We start from the raw sequence: 915 nt of genomic DNA, 5'->3' as shown, positions 1-915 counted from the left end.
CCTTCGTGTGCTACCTCATATCTCCACCCCAGCCATCTTGAGAAGCACCCGGCTCCGAATCAGGTTGTGCACCAGCAGGATGAGATGGACCCGCGCCACCAAACCCCAATACGACCGCACCTCCATCCGGTGAAGCCCCAAAGACCTCACCATCACGCTAAACCGCGTCTCAATCCAGTTGCGCACCCTCCCCATCCAGGCTCGCCACCCCGTCTCCACCACCTTCCCTCCCCTGAGCCGGTAGGGCGGCGTCTTCACTCCCTGGACCCAGCGAAAACCCCGGTCCCCAAGAACCGCAGGCAAACCCTCAAGGACCTCCCTCCCCCAGGTCTCCCGGGCATTCCCGGGCAGAAGAACCCAGCGGAAAAAGAGGCCCCGCTCGTTCATCACCGGCATGAGGGCGTATCCGCCAAAAGCCCCCAGGGGTCCTTTCCCCACCGCGGCCTCAGGGAGGGAGAGGCTGTGGATGCGCTGTCCGTGGGCCAGGGGAATGGGCTTCAGGTCCACCACCTGTAGCAAGCCTTCTCCTCCGGAGAGCCTGAGGGCGAGGTGGGCCAGGAGCCCATGAGCCTTTTGAAGGACCCGGTAGAAGCGGGAGAGGTGGGGGAGGGAGGGGAAGTAAGGCTTCAGGGTAGTTTTGGCGGCGAGGTAGCCTTTGGCGAGGTCCTGGCCCTGGAGGAGGAGGAAGATGGCGAGGGTTAGGAGCTCTGCCAGGGTGGCCTTTTGGTGCTTTTGCTTTTTTGGGAGCTTGTGACCTTGGGCGACGAGGGCCTTGAGTTCGTCATCCACCCAAACGTAGGTGGCTACGAGAAGGGTTTCTGCGTCAAGATAGTAGAGGGGGTGCTCACGGTTTGGATGCATAGCACCCCCTTTTCTTTCACACCCTAGGGGTCCAGATCAAGTAGCACACGAAGG

The 915-nt window shown here is 61.6% G+C and carries 1 protein-coding gene; it reads right to left on the bottom strand.

Features of this window, described 5'->3' with window-relative positions; translation table 11 throughout:
• Positions 1–15: 15 nt before the first annotated feature.
• The gene (locus TNMX_RS10805; RefSeq protein WP_038032087.1) at positions 16–861 is read right to left on the bottom strand and encodes a transposase; all 846 of its coding nucleotides are present in this window, start codon (positions 859–861) and stop codon (positions 16–18) included.
• Positions 862–915 lie beyond the last annotated feature (54 nt).

The sequence above is a fragment of the Thermus sp. NMX2.A1 genome (genome assembly GCF_000511705.1).
Lineage (GTDB): Bacteria > Deinococcota > Deinococci > Deinococcales > Thermaceae > Thermus > Thermus scotoductus.
This window is presented reverse-complemented; position numbering and strand designations above follow the sequence as displayed.